This is a genomic window from Glutamicibacter uratoxydans (assembly GCF_050753455.1).
GTDB classification, from domain to species: Bacteria; Actinomycetota; Actinomycetes; order Actinomycetales; family Micrococcaceae; genus Glutamicibacter; species Glutamicibacter uratoxydans_A.
Genome location: NZ_CP192736.1, coordinates 472,467 through 488,860 on the forward strand (window position 1 = coordinate 472,467; position 16,394 = coordinate 488,860).

Consider the following 16,394-nt stretch of genomic DNA (forward strand, 5'->3'; position numbering starts at 1 on the left):
ACCGAGGCACGAGCGCCAAGTCACTTGGCCTTCGCAAAGTTAGAGGAAAAACATGACGGCTGGATCCGGATACGTACACGTCTCTATTCGCAATGCGCAGAACCGCGCCGCAGCAGCGCAGCGTTCGGCTGCCGGGGCCTATGCCCCAGCTGGTTATCGTCCGCTTCGAGCCGTGTCCACCAACCATGAGCCGCGCGAAGCCATGAAGCAGCAGGCCAATGGCCCGGTTCAGGATACTGGCAGTTCCGCAGCTGCTAGCGACACCGCCGCCCGCGGATTTGTGCTGTACGTCGGTCTGGATGAGAGTACCGCACAGGCCAATGGCACTTCGCTAGGTAAGCTGGCCACTCAGGTCCGCGCCTTCTTGGCCACCCTTTCGCCGCAGGCACAGACTCACGCCGCCGTCGCGCTTGCTCCGGCCAGCGCTCAGGGCGAAGCCATTGACGTGGTTCGTCAGGCGTTGGGAGATCCGACGGTCAACCGCCGTGCACGTTCCGAGGCTCGTCCGTCGACCCCGCGTCCCTCCGGTGTGCTGATCGACCTGTCCCGCCGCGAAGTGTACCTGGACGGTGAGACCCTGAATCTGACCTTCAAGGAGTTCGAATTGCTGAACTTCCTGGTCGAAAACGGTACCCGCACCGTGGGCCGCGAAGAACTGCTGGAAAACCTCTGGCGCAACGCCGAAGAAGTGCCTAACGAGCGAACCATCGACGTACATATCCGACGCTTGCGTTCCAAGCTGGGCCGTCTGGCCAACACCGTACGCACGGTGCGCGGTCAAGGCTACCGCTTCTACGAGCATCCAGAAGTGGTCGTCTGGGCCGCTCCGGAATACTCCATCTAAACGTTGACACCACACTGACGGGTGGTCGGATCCCTTCATCGGGGTTCGGCCACCCGTGAGTTCGTTAAGCTGGACTCATGAATACTTCGCATCTTCGCCGGTTGATCCTGCTGCGCCACGCTAAGTCGGACTACCCGTTGGTGGTGAGCGATCACCAACGCCCCTTGGCCGGACGTGGAAACCGTGAAGCCCCGGCCGCTGGCCGCTGGTTGGTGGATCATGAGCTGATTCCGGATTACATCCTGTGCTCCGACGCGATGCGAGCCAAGGCCACCTGCGCGTGGGTGATTTCGGAATTGGGTGAGAAGGCTCCGACCCCGTACCTGGATTCAAGAATCTACTCCGCAGGGGTGTCACAACTGTGTTCGATTATCAACGAAACCCCGGACACAGTGTCCAATTTGCTGGTTATCGGACATCAGCCGGTGTTACAGGAGCTGGCACTACGCCTCGCTTCGGCTCAGTCCGATCAGGAAGCTGTTTACGAGCTGGCGATGAACTACCCCACGCTCGGATTGACTGTGCTGGAAACTGAACACTCTTACTCGCACTTGGATGCGCGCGATGCGAAGGTAACGCACTTTGCCGTACCCCGTGACTGACTTGGAATGTTACCTTCATTCTCAAGGCGGGAAAGCATTCACGAACTGCTCCTGCCCGCTCAGCGCGCTCGACACATTCGGCGTACTTCGCGGCGATTGACTCTAAGTGGTCGAGCTGACGACTAATGCTCCGGGGGTCGAACTTTCGGCCAAGAGGGAATCGGGATCTTCCTACCCCTGAGCAACGCATCGCCCACTAGGGGTGGCAGCGATTCTCTTGATCGCACTAATCGGCGCTCTGGGTAAGTTCTTACGCTGGGCGGAATGGTTCTCAGTACCGGCTTCGCGGTGATTTTCCGGGCAGGTGAGCTCGTTGATCGAATCCTTGTTGGGCAATTGGCGAGTCCTTATGCCGGGGGCGCCGAGCCGCAGCCTGAGCTTTGGAACGGGGCCAGTTACCGCAACTGGGAATATACGGTGCTCATGCGTGGCAAGAATCTGGGGGTGTAACGCACTAAGTTGGGGCATCCTCGCGCTGAACCGATCGCCGCACCCTTATCGATATGAGATGTCTGTAATGCGTAGTTTGCTCGCGGATCAGTGGAAGTGAACAACAGCTGGATATAGCGAACCGGGGCAGCAGCGGCCATCCTTGAGGTTGCTGTTTCGTTTTCCGGGGGTTGACAAATGACGTGAGCGGGGGAGAATTGACCACACAACATTCGTGAGAGCGCTCACATTTTGCAAAAGTGGAGACCTTTCGGATGTTGACCGACAAAAATGCCGGATGGGGCGGTTCTTCTTTTTGATATGAGAGCGCTCTCATAGGGTTCATGGGGATTCGAACCGGCCAGCGAAAACTGCGCATCACATCTGAGGAGACCGACGTGTTAAGAACAAAAGGAGCAAGGATTTCGGCCGCAGTAGCCTCTGCGGCCGCCCTCGCATTGACAGTTACCAGTTGCTCCGGGGGCACTACTGCTAGCGATGAACCAGCATCGACGGACAATCCGGTGACCCTGACGGTCACCACTTTCGGCTCTATGGGTCTGGACGCCCTCTATGAACAGTACGAGGATGAAAACCCCGGTGTCACCATTGATGCCACCAACATTGACACCGGTGGAAATGCCTTGACTGACTGGAAGACCAAGCAAGCTGCCGGCTCTGGGCTGCCCGATGTGCAGGCCGTTGAGGAAGGCTGGCTAGGTCAAGTGATGTCGGTTTCCGACACCTTCGTTGACCTGCGGGATCATGGAGCCAGCGATATCCAAGATGATTGGGTGCCATGGAAGAGCGCACAAGCTACCGACCCTGACGGACGGATCATCGGTTACGGTACCGACATTGGGCCGCAGGGAATTTGCTATAACGGAGTACTCTTGGAAGAAGCAGGACTCCCTAGCGACCGTGCCGAGGTGGCCGAATTGCTTGGTGGGGCCGATGCCACGTGGGAAGACTTTTTCAGTGCGGGTAAGGACTACGAATCCGCAACTGGTAAAGCTTGGTACGACCAGTCGGGCTTCGTCTGGAACGCGATGGTCAATCAGCTTCCGGAAGGCTACTACAAGGCTGATGGCAGCCTCAATATTGAGGGCAACACCGAATTACGTCAACGCTGGGATCTGCTCGCTGACGCCGCGGCTTCGGGATTGTCCGCCGCGCAAACGCAATGGGACTGGGGTAAGGGACAGGCCTTTGTGGATGGTTCCTTCGCCACCTTCATTTGCCCCGGCTGGATGCTGGGTGTTGTCAAAGGACAGGTTGAGGCCGCCGGTGGGGTTGCCGAATCTGGGTGGGACTTCGCCGACGTCTTCCCAGGGGGACCAGCAAACTGGGGCGGAACCTTCCTGACTGTTCCTGAACAATCCGAACATCCTGCCGAGGCTGCTAAGTTGGCGCAATGGCTAACTAACGCGCAGTCACAGGCCGCCGCATTTGAAGCCGCCGGTACCTTCCCGAGCAATATTGAGGCTCAGTCGGATCCGATGGTGACCGGACAGAACGAACTGACCGCGTTCTTCAATGATGCTCCGATCGGCGAAATTCTGGGCAACCGTGCCCAGGGTGTCGAAGCACAGTTCAAGGGTGCTGATGACTCGGTGATTCAGGAGCAAGTTTTCGGCCCGGCGACCATTGCACTTGATCGGGGAACCGATGGGGCCAGCGCCTGGGATTCTGCGCTGGAAACCCTGACGAACCTAGACATTAAGTAGCATCTAGCCACCTACAGGTCCGCGCAAGATCGCGGCGCGGACCTGTGTGGTGCACCGAGGAAGAGCCAACATTATGAGTACACTTGCCAACCGGGCCGAAAGCGCCACCGGGCAGCAACCGAAGGGCGCTGCCCCTGCTGGCAGCGAGCCGCCGGCTCAGCGCGACCGCGAAGCTCGGAAGCTGCAGCGACGCCACGCCCGCAGTCGCTTCGACACCAAGGCCTCACCCTATCTCTATGTGGCTCCCTTCTTTCTGCTTTTTGGGCTGGTGGGGCTATTTCCGCTGATCTACACCTTTGTCGTTTCGCTCAACGATTGGGATTTGCTTTCCGGAGCCGGTGAATGGGTAGGTTTAGAGAACTATCGGGTTGAACTGGCTGATCCATACTTTTGGAACTCGCTGTTCAACACCTTCAGTATCTTCTTGCTCTCGGCTATCCCTCAGCTAGTTGTTGCCACCTTCATTGCGGCGATGCTGGATCGGAACATCCGCGCCAAGACTTTCTGGCGGATGAGCGTGCTCTTGCCATATGTGGTCACACCGGTGGCCGTGACCTTGATCTTTTCCGGTGCTTTTGATGAGAAGTACGGGCTGATCAACAACTTCCTAGGCTTGCTAAATATCCAGGAAGTGGGGTGGAAGTCCGAGGTTTTTCCTTCGCACCTGGCAATTGCGACCATGGTGAACTGGCGGTGGACGGGATATAACGCGTTGATCTTGTTGGCGGCCATGCAAGCGGTGCCACGTGAAATCCATGAGTCCGCGGCCATCGATGGAGCCGGCGCGATCCGCCGCTTCTTCTCGATCACGCTACCCTCAATTCGTCCGACCATGATTTTCGTGATCATTACCGCCACTATCGGTGGGCTACAAATCTTCACCGAACCCAAGTTGTTCAACCCCAGCAGCTCAGCCCTCGGGGGACCAAACCGGGAATACCAGACCACGGTGCTGTACCTGTGGGACCTGGCGTTCAACCGTGGCGACTTTGGCAAGGCTTCGGCGGTGGCCTGGATGCTGTTTTTGATCATCATCTGCATCGGCGTACTGAACTTCTTGCTCTCCAGCAGGATTGCCTCGGCCGATAGCCGAAGTCAACGTACCGGTCGGAAGCATCGACGCCGATCCAAAACGAAGACTTTAGCCAGTACGGAAAATATCCAGGTGCAATTACCCGGCACTCAAATTACTTCAGCTCAGGAGCGAAGAAGATGACTGTCCTGACACGGACTAAGCCGACCAACGGCATCAGTCCACGACCGCGGCGTAAGCGCTCCTTCGGGATGGACGCCCGTCCTGGCTTTCTCACTTACGGGATTCTGCTGGCCTTCTTCCTCGGTGGGGCGTTCCCGCTGTGGTATTCGATGGTTATCGCCTCCAGCACTGGGGCGGTCTTCGCATCCAGCTGGCCGCCACTGCTGCCGGGCGGACAGTTCTGGATCAACGTGGCCGAGGTTTTCGCCACCGTAGATTTCTGGGGTGCCTTGCTCAACAGCCTGATCGTCTCGGGAATCATTACCTTTTCGGTGGTGAGCTTCTCCACTCTGGCAGGCTATGCCTTTGCGAAACTGCGTTTCCGGGGCCGCTCCGGATTGTTGGTCTTCGTGATCGCCACCTTGGCGGTGCCCACGCAGCTAGGCATCATTCCCCTGTTCATGATGATGAAAGAATTCGGCTGGACCGGATCATTGGGAGCAATTATTGTGCCCACGTTGGTCACCGCCTTCGGCGTCTTTTTCATGCGGCAGTACCTCATCGATGTCATCCCAGATGAACTGATTGAGGCGGCCCGCATCGATGGGGCCAGCATGATCGGCACGTTCTGGCATGTGGGGGTACCCGCGGCCCGTCCGGCCATGGCGATTCTGGGGTTGTTCACTTTTATGACCGCGTGGACAGACTACCTGTGGCCACTGCTGATCGCACCCCAAAATCCCACCTTGCAGGTGGCTTTGAGCCAACTTCAATCGGCCAAGTACGTGGACTACACCATTGTGATGTCCGGTGCGGTGCTGGCCACTATCCCGCTGCTTCTACTCTTTGTGCTGGCGGGTCGACAACTTGTTTCCGGAATCATGGCAGGAGCTGTGAAGGGCTAATGACTGAGCAACTAGTATCAACGTACCGCTGGCCAAAAGGTTTCATCTGGGGTTCGGCAACCGCAGCAGCACAGGTGGAAGGAGCCGCGCACCTTGCCGGGAAGGAAGATTCCATCTGGGATGCCTTCTCCCGTAAGAAGGGAGCGATTGCCGGGGGAGACACCCCGGAACAAGCGGTGGATCATTATCACCGCTACCGCGAAGACGTCGGGCTGATGCGTGAGCTAGGCCTTGATTCCTACCGATTCTCCACCAGCTGGGCTCGTGTGATTCCAGGAGGGCGGGAGATCAACCAGCAGGGGCTGGATTTCTATTCGCGGCTGGTTGACGAATTATTAGAGGCTGAGATTCTGCCTTGGTTGACCTTGTACCACTGGGATTTACCGCAGGCGCTGGAAGAACGCGGCGGGTGGACAAACCGTGAGACCGCGTACCGCTTTGTCGAGTATGCGCAGACCGTCTATGGGGTACTGGGAGACCGGGTCACCCACTGGACCACCTTTAACGAGCCCCTGTGCTCATCGCTGATTGGATATGCTGCAGGTGAGCACGCCCCGGGACGCCAAGAGCCCCGGGCGGCACTCGCTGCGGTACACCATCAACATTTGGCGCACGGGCTGGCCACCGCCCGGTTACGTGATCTAGGTGCCCAACACGTGGGCATTACCCTGAACCTGACTAACGCAGTACCCAACGACCCGACCGACCCGGTGGACCTAGAGGCTGCCCGACGGATCGATGCTCTGTGGAACCGCATGTTCTTAGACCCACTGTTGCGTGGCTCGTACCCGGCCGATCTGTTACGCGATGTCGCAGACTACGGATTTACCGAACTCATTCACGACACAGATCTGGCGCTGATCAATCAACCGATAGATTTTCTTGGCGTCAATCACTATCACGATGACAATGTTTCGGGTCACCCGCTGCACGAAGACGAACCGGCCGCGGTGCTCCCCACCGACTCGCCGAAGTCCTCCCCGTTTGTCGGCAGTGAATACGTCACCTTTCCGACGAGGAATCTGCCGCGGACCGCCATGGGCTGGGAAGTGAACCCGGAAGGATTGAAAACTCTGTTGCTGCGGCTGGGGCAGGAGTACCCGAACTTACCGCCCCTGTATATCACCGAAAATGGTGCGGCCTATGCGGAGCAGGTCACCGACCAAGGCACGGTCAGTGACCCGGAACGCGAAGAGTACATTATGCGACATATTGAGCAGGTGGGCTTGGCCATTGAACAAGGCGCGGATGTGCGCGGCTACTTTCTCTGGTCGCTGCTGGATAACTTCGAATGGGCTTGGGGATACGCCAAACGCTTTGGCATCATCCACGTCAACTATCAGACACAAGAACGAATTATTAAGGACAGCGGGAGGGCCTATGCCAAGCTGATTTCTGCAACTCGTACAATGGCCTGAACCGTTCCGGTGACCAGCGCCCCAAATTTAGCCACGAAATGAAGAAGTAGGTATGACGGAAACACGTAGTCAGCAACCGACACTGGAACTGGTTGCGGCGCGGGCAGGAGTCTCCCGGGCTACCGTCTCGCGAGTTGTCAACGGCTCAGAGAAGGTCAAGCCGGCGGTCGTTGCCGCCGTGGAAGCAGCGATTAGGGAATTGAATTATGTGCCCAACCGTGCTGCCCGTTCACTGGCGCAGGGACGCACCAACTCGATAGCGTTGGTCGTTCCGGAAAACACCGCCAAATTTTTTGCCGACCCCTACTTCGCCACGGTGGTTCAGGGTGCTGCTCGTTACCTCGCAGATACCGAGTTTATGCTGACACTCTTGTTGGCTACCGAGGCAGATCCGGGCAAAACCACCAGATATTTGCAAGGCGGGAATGTGGATGGTGCCTTGGTGCTTTCCCACCATGCGGCGGATCGCTCCTATGCCGACCTCGGCGGTAATCTGCCGATGGTCTTTGGCGGACGCACCATGAGCACTGATTTGAGTGAGATATACACGGTCGATATCGACAATGTGGCCGCTGCACGGCAAGCCACCGAGGTGATTATCGGGCGCGGGCGCACACAATTAGCCAGTATCACCGGTCCACAGGACATGGGTGCAGGATTGGATCGCTTGACGGGTTTCGAACAAGCTGTGCATTCTGCCGGGCTAACGCCACTGGCCACCCTCGAAGCGGACTTCACCCCGGATGGCGGGTACCGGGCGATGAACGAATTACTCGCTCAGGGGTATCGTCCCGATGGGCTTTTTGCCGCTAGCGCGCAAATGGCCTTCGGTGCGCTCAAGGCTCTGTCTGAAGCCGAGATCCGGGTCCCGGCGGATATATCGGTCACCTGTATCGATGACGATTCTTTCGCGCGGAATGCTACCCCGCCACTGACCACCGTGGCCCAGCACCCCGAACGGCAAGGAGCCATCATGGCCGAGGTGCTGGTCAAACGGATTCAAGGTGAGCAGGTGCCGGTGTGGTCGATCATGGATACCGAGCTGATCCTGCGCGAGTCACATTAGGCTCCCGCTACTGAGTCGTCTGCCGAGAGACCGGCCAGCACTTCGGTCACCGGTGTGAACTGGTAATCGAATTCCTTGGCCACCGAGGCGAGCGTGAGCACTCCGGCATGGGTGTTCAAACCAGCTGCTAGTCCCTCGTCAGCGCGCATCGCTTGCGCCCAGCCCTGATCGGCGATGCGTAGCGCGTAAGGCAAAGTTGCGTTGGTGAGTGCCGCGGTCGAGGTCTGCGGAACAGCGCCGGGCATATTTCCGACACAGTAGTACAGTGCGTCATGGACTTTAAAGGTCGGGTCATCATGAGTGGTGGGGTGCGAACCTTCGAAGCAACCGCCCTGATCGATGGCGATATCCACCAGTACCGAGCCCGGCCGCATCTTTTCGACCATGTCCAAGGTGACGAGCTTGGGTGCTGCCGCACCAGGGATCAGCACCGACCCGATGACCAGATCTGCGTCGGCCACCTGCTGAGCAATGACCAGAGCGGAAGAAGCCAAGGTTTTAATTCGACCGTGATGCGCGCTGTCGATTTCCTTTAGCCGCGCGAGGTTCAGGTCGATTACGGTCACGTCGGCACCGAGCGCGGCGCTGGCCACGGCTGCGTTCTCTCCGGCGACGCCGCCACCAATCACTACGACCTTGGCGGGCCGGGTTCCCGGGACACCGCCCATCAAAATTCCGGAGCCACCCGAGGGATGAAGTAAGGCCACTGAACCGATCTGGGCGGCCAAACGCCCGGCAACCTCGCTCATCGGGGCCAAAAGGGGCAGGGTCCGGCCACGGGTCACGGTTTCGTATGCGATGGCAGTGGTGCCGGCAGCGAGTAACGCATCGGTGCATCCGCGTGAAGCAGCCAAGTGCAGATAGGTGAATAGCACCTGATTGGAGCGAAGCAAAGGGTATTCGACCGCGGTGGGCTCCTTGACCTTGAGAATTAAATCCCCGGCGGCGAAGACGCGCGCGGCATCGGCAACAATTTCGGCCCCAGCCGCACTGTAGGCCTCATCGGTAATCCCAGATCCGATTCCGGCGTTGGTTTCGATCAGCACCCGGTGGCCGTGGGCGACGAATTCGGAGACACCGGCTGGAGTGATGGCCACACGTTCTTCGTTATTCTTCGATTCCTTCGGCACGGCAATGATCATGTGGCCAGCTCCTTGATAGCGGACGAATCCGTTGGGCGTGATTTGTTGTAAACCAACGATACGTTCGATACCCGGAAGGGTGAGAGTCTATGACGCGTAATAAGCGTGAAAAAGATTCCGAATAGCTCCGGAAGGTAGGTAGACGAAAACCCGCGAAAGGTGTGGACCAATCGCGGGTTTCCGTTAGTGCGCCCAAAGGGATTCGAACCCCTGACCTTCTGTTCCGTAGACAGACGCTCTATCCAGCTGAGCTATGGGCGCATATTTATTTTTGTTTCGCCGTGGCGACTTGAATAACTATACACAAGCATTTGAGCTGGAGCGAACCAAAGCCGGTGAAAGTGCCACGTTTCACAGCGGTATTTTTCAAAGGCTGCCCGGGCCTTGGCATCTTGCTGGGCGCCACTTCCCGCGATGCCGGGCTGGGGTTGTCCCGGGATACACAAAACCCGTGATCGGTGTGGACCGATCACGGGTTTTCGTTGGTGCGCCCAAAGGGATTCGAACCCCTGACCTTCTGTTCCGTAGACAGACGCTCTATCCAGCTGAGCTATGGGCGCATATAGTGTTATCGGTGCGCTTGCGCGAACCTCGAATAACTATACAGAGGTTTTCGGGTTCGTCAAAATCCCTCCGGGTAGCGGTGGAGGTTTCGTGTGATCGGCGCTTTTTTACGCGACTTCAAGTATACCGGTATACGTGACCTTCGTCACAAAAGTGTTAGTGTTGGGTTTGATAAACCCGCGAATTCATAGGGTTTTTGCTTGGTGAGGGGTGCAATTCCTAATTTTGTGCGGTTCTCGTCACAGCAAAGAGAAATCGTCGACCCCCTAGCCTTGTAACTATTGCAAGTTCAGCCCAATGGAGGGAATGGATAATGAGCTCAAGCTCCGATCAGAACGTACTTAACTCAGCGCCAACTACGCACGCAAAGCTGGCAGCATGGGTTGGGGAAGTCGCCGCGCTGACCAAGCCTGATCGTGTCTATTGGGTGGACGGTTCCCTTGAGGAGAACGATCGTCTCACTGCTGAACTGGTTGAAGGCGGAACTCTGGTCAAGCTGACCGACCCGAACTTCCCTAATTCCTACGCTGCTTTCTCCGACCCGGCCGATGTGGCCCGCGTCGAGGAACGTACCTTCATCTGCTCCGAAAAGAAAGAGGATGCGGGCTTCACCAATAACTGGGAAGACCCTCAGGTGATGAAGGAACGTCTCACCGGCCTCTTCGATGGTGCCATGCGTGGCCGCACCATGTACGTGATTCCATTCGTGATGGGCCCACTGGACGCCGAGCACCCCGCCTACGGCGTGGAAATCACCGATTCAGCCTACGTGGTTGCCTCGATGCGCATTATGGCCAAGATCGGTAATGAGGTACTGCGCAAGATGGAAGCCGAAGATGCCTTCTTCGTTCCTGCCTTGCACTCGGTTGGTGCGCCATTGGAGCCGGGCCAGCAGGATGTCTCCTGGCCGTGCAACGAGGACAAGTGGATCGTGCACTTCCCGGAAGACCGCGAGATCTGGTCCTACGGCTCGGGCTACGGTGGCAATGCGCTACTGGGTAAGAAGTGCTACTCGCTGCGTATTGCTTCGGTCATCGCCCGTGATGAGGGTTGGTTGGCCGAGCACATGCTGATCCTGAAGCTCACCAGCCCACAGAATCGTTCGTACCACATTGCCGCAGCCTTCCCTTCGGCCTGCGGTAAGACCAACCTTGCGCTCCTTGACCCAACCATCGAAGGCTGGAAGGCCGAGACCCTGGGCGATGACATCAACTGGATGCGCATCGGCAAGGACGGTGAACTACGCGGTGTGAACCCCGAGTACGGTTTGTTCGGCGTGGCTCCGGGCACCGGCTGGTCCACCAACCCGAACGCCATGCGTGCGATCACCAAGGGTAACTCGATCTTCACCAACGTTGCGCTGACCGATGACGGCGGCGTCTGGTGGGAAGGCATGACCGATGAAGCCCCGGCACACCTAACCGACTGGTTGGGCAACGACTGGACCCCTGAATCTGGGACCAAAGCCGCGCATCCGAACTCGCGTTTCTGCACCCCGATCGATCAGGTCGATATGCTGTCCGAGGATTACTACTCGCCAAACGGTGTGAAGATCGACGCGATCCTCTTCGGCGGTCGCCGCAAGACCACCATCCCGCTGGTGACCGAGGCCCGCAGCTGGACCAACGGGATCTTCATGGGTTCGACCCTGTCTTCGGAGACCACCGCAGCTGCTGCTGGTGCCACCGGTCAGGTTCGCCGCGACCCGATGGCGATGCTGCCGTTCATCGGCTACAACGCCGGTGACTACCTGAACCACTGGGACAAGATCTCCGAGAAGCTAAACCCAGAGCAGATGCCAAAGATCTTCTTGGTCAACTGGTTCCGTCGCACCGCTGACGGTGGCTTTGCCTGGCCGGGCTTCGGGGATAACTCACGCGTGCTGAAGTGGGCTATCGAGCGCATCGAAGGCACCGCAGATGCCACCGAAACCGCCATCGGTTACGTGCCAACCGGTGAGTCCTTGGACATCAGCGGCCTAGAGAACTACACCTCGGCAGATGTCGAAACCGCGGTTGTCGTCGACCACGATGAGTGGGCCGCCGAAGTCGAAGGAATCGAGGAATGGTACGCAAACTTCGGTGACGCGCTGCCAGCTACGCTGCGTGCCGAACTGGACGGACTGAAGGCTCGCCTGAACGCCTAAAACTCTAACTATCGCTAGAACGTCTCGCGCCAAGACATGGAACATTTGTCTGGGCGCGAGACGTTTTTATTTGGGTCGCGAAAAAATTTTTGTCTCGAAACTTCGCTCAAGATTCCCGCGGGAGCACCAGAAGAATCACGTGATGCTCTCAGCGTGCTTCCGGAGTTGATCATGGACAAGTCGCGAAAGATAAAAATGATAGCCACATCACTTTGTGACGTGTAACGATTAAGGCCTAACCGACCTCTCAGGTGGTGGAACCGTATGTATTTGCCAGCAATACGGAACTCTGCGGAGGCCCCGAAGGGAAGATCGATGTTTGAAGCCGATGTCCAAAACGTCACACAACAGGCAGCCACCGGAGCCGTTCCTGCCGGCAATCGAGTACGGGAAGTCATTAGTGAAGCGCATCAACGGTACGCCGAGCACACCGATGGGCAGGTAGCTGACTACATTCCCATCCTCGCCCATGCGGACCCGAACTGGTATGGCATCTCTTTGGTCGATGTCAGTGGGAAAAGTTTCTCGGTGGGGGACAGCCAGATCGAATTTTCCATTCAGTCAATCTCCAAGGCTTTCATCTTTGCGCTGGTGTGCCAGGAGCTGGGTCATGAGGTGATGCACCAACGGATTGGGGTCAACAACACCGGGCTGCCGTTTAATTCGGTAATGGCCATGGAACTCAATGACGGCAGTCCGATGAACTCGATGGTTAATGCCGGGGCATTAGCCACTAGCGCGCTGATACCCGGGCGTACCACCGCGGAACAGTGGGAAAACATTCGGATCGGCCTTTCCCGCTTTGCCGGACGTTCTCTGGAGTTGGATGGCGAGGTCTACCAGAGCGAAATGAAAACGAACTTCCGCAATAAAGCCATCGCTCGTTTGCTGGAAAGTTATGCACGGATCGATATTGATCCGCTGGAAGTAGTCGACATCTACACCCGCCAGTGTTCCCTGCGGGTGACCTCCACGGACCTTGCAGTGATGGGTGCGACCCTTGCCGACGGCGGGGTTAACCCGTTGACCGGTGAACAGGTTGTTGGGTCCGAGGTAGCCCGAGACACGCTGGCGCTATTGGCCTCCTGTGGACTTTATGAACGGTCTGGTGAATGGCTGTTTGAAATCGGCCTTCCCGCCAAATCCGGCGTCTCTGGCGGAATGGTGGCGATTGCGCCGGGCAAGGGTGCGCTCGGGCTGTATTCCCCGCCCTTAGATTCGGCCGGGAACTCGGTGCGAAGCCAACGCGCCTGCGCCTATCTCTCCCGCGCCCTAGGCTTGAACCTCTTTGCTTCTTCTGCCTATCAGTCTGCGAAAGGCTAGGACCTAATGATGAATAAGACGGAAATTCGCCAGTCTTGGGTACCGATGATCGGACTCTTCCTCGCACAGGTACTGATGTCCTTCAACGTTGCTGCCCTACCGATATCACTGGGCGGAATGGTTGAAGACTTCGGGGTTCCACCCACGGTGGCCAGCTCGACCATTGTGGTCTATGGGCTCGCGGTAGCCGCGTTGGTGATGACCGGCGCCAAAGTTGGTGCTCGTATCGGTTGGGTCATGATCTTTAGAATCGTCGTGTTGCTCTTTGCGATCTCGAGTCTGATGATGATTTTCTCGCCCACGGTGCAGTGGGCTATTGGCGGTCAGGTGCTGGCCGGAGCCTGTGCGGCGATTATCGTTCCCGCCTTAGTCGCGCTGATTGCGGAAAACTACCGGGGGGGATCAGCAGGCCACCGCGGTTGGTTCGCTGGGTTCGGCACGTGCTTTTTCCGGGATGAGCGCGTTTTTGCTCGGTGGAGCGCTGGGTACCTTGGTTGGTTGGCGCCCAATATTTCTCGTTACCCTGGGACTTGCCGTCCTCGTCTTTATTTTCAGTTTCAAACTGCGATCAGATCGTGGCAATAAACAAGTCAAGGTCGATCTGCTGGCCTCAGTGCTGATCGGTGTGGCGATCGTTCTGCTGACCATGGGATTCAACAACCTAAACGCGTGGGGTGTCTTCCGGGCTACCGCCGATGCCCCGTTCAGCATCGGCACGCTCTCCCCAGCCCTGCTGTTTGTAGTGGTGGGCGTGATCTGTGGACAACTATTCTTTATGCGCACCCGCTCGCGGATGCGTCAGGGACTGGAACCGCTGGTGGATTTGAGTGTGTTCGCAAACCCCACCGAGCGTTCGGCCGTCTACGCTATGTTCATCATCGTGGCCATGGAAGCGGCGGTGAACTTCACGGTCCCAACTTATATTCAGGTGGTTCAGGGGCGTACGCCGTTTGACACCTCGCTGGCCATGATGCCTTTTAACCTCACGGTCTTCATCACCGCCACCCTGATTGTGCGTTTCTATAAGCGGTATTCACCACGTACCATTGTCTTGTTCTCCTTCGGACTGACTACCACGGCGCTCATCTGGCTGTCGCTGGTAGTCACCAATAACTGGGAAACCTTACCGACGATTATCGGACTGATCGTTTTTGGTATCGGGCAGGGCGCGTTGGTGACCTTGGTGTTCAACGTGCTGGTCACCGCGGTACCCAAGAGCCTGGCCGGGGACGTGGGGTCGTTGCGCGGTACCACGCAGAACCTTGCCTCAGCGGTGGGTGCCGCCGTGATGGGCGCGGTGCTGGTGACCACTTTGAGCTTTGGGATCACCAGTACGGTGAATAATCATCCAGACCTGCCCGAGGAGTTAGTCGCCCAAGTCGATCTGGATAATGTGAACTTTGTGAGTAACGACGATCTGCGCGCTGTGCTGGATGGGACAACGGCCACCGAGCAACAGATTGAACTGGCGGTAGAGCTCAACGAACAGCAGCGTCTGCAAACCCTGAAAATCGGGTTCCTCATCTTGGCGGGGCTTAGTGCGGTAGCCGCGATTCCTTCCTCGCGCCTGCCACGATACCGTCCAAGTGAAATCCCCGAGCCGGATAACGTCAAGGACTAGTGTTCAGCCCGTGACAGTGCGTGCTCGACCCTTCGCAGAAGCCACGTCGCAGGTGTGGTTGACTAGGCCACGGGTGTACTCCTGAGCCCACCTAAGAGTGGCTATTCTGTGCGCACTGAACTGCAGAAGCCTTGGGTCTGGAGGCACTATGGTTGCGTCCCTCGACGACCGTACCGCAGGCCCCTCGGCAGATTAACCGCGCTGCGAACGGGGTGGAGAAGTAAAAGCTAATGCGCCCAAGGCCATGAGAATGGCAATAAATGCGGTGACAGCGAAGGCGATGGCCGAATGCGCGCCACCGAGACCCACCAACGGGCTTACCAAGGCGCCGGCTAAGAATTGGGCACAGCCCAAGGCGGCAGAACCGCTGCCGGAACTCGCTCGGACTTCACTCAACGCTAGCCCCGTGGTGTTTCCCATAATCAAACCGATGGGAGCAACCATGAAGAAAATAACCCCGGCCAAAACTAGCGAATCTACACCGATGAAAGCCAGCAGTAACATCACCACGCTGGCGCAAAAAACTATTGCCAGACCCACGCTAATCGTGCGCCGCGGGTTCACACGAGTGGCCAAGCGAGCCGAAATCAACCCGGTAATAATCAAGCCCAGAGAGTTCGCTCCAAAGCCTAAACTGTATCCCGTGGGGCTAAGTCCCATGATGTCTTGGTAAAGAAACGGAGACGCCGCAACATAGGCCATCATGCTGGCGAAAGCTGCGGCAAAGAGCAGCAAATATCCCATGAACACACGCTGCCCTAGGACTCGACCTAAAGGGGCGAAGAGCGGGCCGGTACTCCGAGCCGGAAGCGGGTGGGTTTCGCGAACTACGAAGAAAGCGCCCAAAGCCATGAGTGTGGCGGCGAATGCCAGAACCCACAAGACGGCTCGCCAGCCGCCAAATTCGCTTACCACTGCACCCAACAGTGGGGCAACAGCCGGCGCGATGCCAGAAACAGTCATCAGGATCGAGAAGACACGCGCACTTTGGGACCCGCTGGTCACATCCGCAACGATGGCCTTCGAAATAACCAACCCGGCAGCGGCTCCTAAACCCTGCACGCCTCGCGCTAGAACCAGCAACTCCAAAGTTGGTGCGATGGCCGCCGCGACGGAAGCTAAGACGAAAAGTACGGTTCCGTAACGTAAAGGATGAGTGCGCCCCCAGCGATCCGAAAAGGCTCCCCAAGCCAGCTGCCCCAGCGCCAGCCCCAACAGGAAGGTAGTCAGGGTTATCTGGATCGCCGAAGTGCTACTGGCGAACTCCTGCTGCATGGCGGGAAACGATGGTAGGTACATGTCCGAAGCCAGCGGCCCGGTGGTACCAAAGAGCACTAGCACCGCAAAGAGGGCTATACCCAACCGGGCCGAGGGCTTGGAAGAAGACATGGCATTCATTCTAGAGTTCAGCC

The 16,394-nt window shown here is 57.7% G+C and carries 13 protein-coding genes, 2 tRNA genes and 1 pseudogene; 12 read left to right on the forward strand and 4 right to left on the reverse strand.

What is annotated here, in order from left to right; genetic code table 11:
* The first annotated feature begins 52 nt into the window (after positions 1-52).
* From ACQQZ8_RS02320 to ACQQZ8_RS02355, 8 genes are all read left to right on the forward strand, one after another.
* Positions 53-844 (forward strand): winged helix-turn-helix domain-containing protein, encoded by a 792-nt coding sequence (locus ACQQZ8_RS02320; protein WP_431711120.1) that lies wholly within the window; start codon positions 53-55, stop codon positions 842-844.
* A gap of 77 nt (positions 845-921) precedes the next feature.
* Complete coding sequence (locus ACQQZ8_RS02325; RefSeq protein ID WP_431711121.1) at positions 922-1,446, forward strand: SixA phosphatase family protein; 525 nt, start codon at positions 922-924, stop codon at positions 1,444-1,446.
* A gap of 264 nt (positions 1,447-1,710) precedes the next feature.
* On the forward strand, positions 1,711-1,896 hold the full coding sequence (locus ACQQZ8_RS02330) for a hypothetical protein (RefSeq protein ID WP_431711122.1): 186 nt from the start codon (positions 1,711-1,713) through the stop codon (positions 1,894-1,896).
* A gap of 377 nt (positions 1,897-2,273) precedes the next feature.
* Positions 2,274-3,602, forward strand: a complete 1,329-nt coding sequence (locus ACQQZ8_RS02335; RefSeq protein WP_431711123.1) for an extracellular solute-binding protein — start codon at positions 2,274-2,276, stop codon at positions 3,600-3,602.
* 73 nt (positions 3,603-3,675) lie between these two features.
* Complete coding sequence (locus ACQQZ8_RS02340) at positions 3,676-4,818, forward strand: carbohydrate ABC transporter permease (RefSeq protein ID WP_431711124.1); 1,143 nt, start codon at positions 3,676-3,678, stop codon at positions 4,816-4,818.
* Positions 4,815-5,702 (forward strand): carbohydrate ABC transporter permease, encoded by an 888-nt coding sequence (locus tag ACQQZ8_RS02345; protein WP_431711125.1) that lies wholly within the window; start codon positions 4,815-4,817, stop codon positions 5,700-5,702. The genes ACQQZ8_RS02340 and ACQQZ8_RS02345 overlap by 4 nt, the downstream gene beginning before the upstream one ends.
* Complete coding sequence (locus tag ACQQZ8_RS02350; protein WP_431711126.1) at positions 5,702-7,120, forward strand: GH1 family beta-glucosidase; 1,419 nt, start codon at positions 5,702-5,704, stop codon at positions 7,118-7,120. Before ACQQZ8_RS02345 ends, ACQQZ8_RS02350 begins: the two co-directional genes overlap by 1 nt.
* A 52-nt stretch (positions 7,121-7,172) precedes the next feature.
* The gene (locus tag ACQQZ8_RS02355) at positions 7,173-8,186 is read left to right on the forward strand and encodes a LacI family DNA-binding transcriptional regulator (protein ID WP_431711127.1); all 1,014 of its coding nucleotides are present in this window, start codon (positions 7,173-7,175) and stop codon (positions 8,184-8,186) included.
* Here ACQQZ8_RS02355 and ald read toward each other — a convergent pair.
* The 3 genes from ald to ACQQZ8_RS02370 form a co-directional block, all read right to left on the reverse strand.
* Positions 8,183-9,328, reverse strand: a complete 1,146-nt coding sequence (gene ald / locus ACQQZ8_RS02360) for an alanine dehydrogenase (protein ID WP_431711128.1) — start codon at positions 9,326-9,328, stop codon at positions 8,183-8,185. The genes ACQQZ8_RS02355 and ald overlap by 4 nt on opposite strands.
* A gap of 187 nt (positions 9,329-9,515) precedes the next feature.
* Positions 9,516-9,589, reverse strand: a tRNA-Arg gene (locus ACQQZ8_RS02365).
* Positions 9,590-9,811: 222 nt separating this feature from the next.
* Positions 9,812-9,888: transfer RNA gene (locus ACQQZ8_RS02370), tRNA-Arg, on the reverse strand.
* 317 nt (positions 9,889-10,205) lie between these two features.
* On the opposite strand from ACQQZ8_RS02370, the gene ACQQZ8_RS02375 reads away from it, so the two are divergent.
* The 4 genes and pseudogenes from ACQQZ8_RS02375 to ACQQZ8_RS02390 all read left to right on the forward strand — a co-directional run bounded on the left by ACQQZ8_RS02375 (position 10,206) and on the right by ACQQZ8_RS02390 (position 14,982).
* Entirely contained in the window at positions 10,206-12,038 is a 1,833-nt protein-coding gene (locus ACQQZ8_RS02375; protein ID WP_431711129.1) for a phosphoenolpyruvate carboxykinase (GTP), read from the forward strand.
* Positions 12,039-12,353: 315 nt separating this feature from the next.
* Positions 12,354-13,361: a glutaminase A gene (gene glsA, locus ACQQZ8_RS02380; protein ID WP_431711130.1), complete on the forward strand. Its 1,008-nt coding sequence runs from the start codon at positions 12,354-12,356 to the stop codon at positions 13,359-13,361.
* 75 nt (positions 13,362-13,436) lie between these two features.
* A pseudogene (locus tag ACQQZ8_RS02385) lies at positions 13,437-13,688 on the forward strand (MFS transporter); the annotation flags it as partial.
* A gap of 52 nt (positions 13,689-13,740) precedes the next feature.
* Positions 13,741-14,982, forward strand: coding sequence for an MFS transporter (locus tag ACQQZ8_RS02390; protein WP_431711131.1), 1,242 nt, complete (start codon positions 13,741-13,743; stop codon positions 14,980-14,982).
* A 192-nt stretch (positions 14,983-15,174) separates the two neighbouring features.
* On the opposite strand, the gene ACQQZ8_RS02395 is transcribed toward ACQQZ8_RS02390, so the two are convergent.
* Entirely contained in the window at positions 15,175-16,371 is a 1,197-nt protein-coding gene (locus tag ACQQZ8_RS02395) for a multidrug effflux MFS transporter (RefSeq protein WP_431711132.1), read from the reverse strand.
* Positions 16,372-16,394 lie beyond the last annotated feature (23 nt).

Bases quoted from the DNA above. Each gene is read 5' to 3' on its own strand.
- ACQQZ8_RS02340 (WP_431711124.1), top strand. From the start codon at position 3,676: ATGAGTACACTTGCCAACCGGGCCGAAAGCGCCACCGGGCAGCAACCG.
- ACQQZ8_RS02345 (WP_431711125.1), top strand. From the start codon at position 4,815: ATGACTGTCCTGACACGGACTAAGCCGACCAACGGCATCAGTCCACGA.
- ald (WP_431711128.1), bottom strand. From the start codon at position 9,328: ATGATCATTGCCGTGCCGAAGGAATCGAAGAATAACGAAGAACGTGTG.
- ACQQZ8_RS02325 (WP_431711121.1), top strand. From the start codon at position 922: ATGAATACTTCGCATCTTCGCCGGTTGATCCTGCTGCGCCACGCTAAG.
- glsA (WP_431711130.1), top strand. From the start codon at position 12,354: ATGTTTGAAGCCGATGTCCAAAACGTCACACAACAGGCAGCCACCGGA.
- ACQQZ8_RS02355 (WP_431711127.1), top strand. From the start codon at position 7,173: ATGACGGAAACACGTAGTCAGCAACCGACACTGGAACTGGTTGCGGCG.
- ACQQZ8_RS02330 (WP_431711122.1), top strand. From the start codon at position 1,711: ATGGTTCTCAGTACCGGCTTCGCGGTGATTTTCCGGGCAGGTGAGCTC.
- ACQQZ8_RS02395 (WP_431711132.1), bottom strand. From the start codon at position 16,371: ATGTCTTCTTCCAAGCCCTCGGCCCGGTTGGGTATAGCCCTCTTTGCG.
- ACQQZ8_RS02375 (WP_431711129.1), top strand. From the start codon at position 10,206: ATGAGCTCAAGCTCCGATCAGAACGTACTTAACTCAGCGCCAACTACG.
- ACQQZ8_RS02350 (WP_431711126.1), top strand. From the start codon at position 5,702: ATGACTGAGCAACTAGTATCAACGTACCGCTGGCCAAAAGGTTTCATC.
- ACQQZ8_RS02320 (WP_431711120.1), top strand. From the start codon at position 53: ATGACGGCTGGATCCGGATACGTACACGTCTCTATTCGCAATGCGCAG.